General features: G+C 74.3%; 1 protein-coding gene. It reads left to right on the top strand.

Annotation, left to right across the window (positions count from 1 at the left end):
* Nucleotides 1-102: 102 nt before the first annotated feature.
* The coding region (locus B8460_RS20250; protein ID WP_048863433.1) for a hypothetical protein at nucleotides 103-354 on the top strand (252 nt) is incomplete at its 3' end.

Below are 354 nucleotides of genomic sequence, written 5' to 3'. Positions count from 1 at the left end.
GGCGGCACCGCATAGTCGAACGGTCCCGCGAACGGATAGGGCAGCAGCACCGGCAGTCGCGCCGGGCGCGGCATTTGGGTATCGTCCGCGTCCATGAGAACGATGGTCGATACCGCCGGGCAGCCCGCCCGCAAAGATGAACCCGACGCCGAGGCGGTCGCCGCCTTCCTGCGCGCCCATCCGGAGTTCCTCGCCGAGCGGTCCGACCTCTATCGTGTGCTGGCCCCGCCGGTGCGCGTGCACGGCGACGTGCTGGCCGACCACATGGCGGCGATGCTGCGCGCCGAGCGCGCCCGCGGCGTCGTGCTGGCCGAACGGGTGGACGGCGTGCTCGCCGCCGGCCGCGCCGCCGCC

This window comes from Acidisphaera rubrifaciens HS-AP3 (genome assembly GCF_000964365.1).
Classification (GTDB): Bacteria; Pseudomonadota; Alphaproteobacteria; order Acetobacterales; family Acetobacteraceae; genus Acidisphaera; species Acidisphaera rubrifaciens.
The sequence above is the reverse complement of the archived record's forward strand: the minus strand, read 5'-3'. Positions and strand labels throughout refer to the sequence as shown.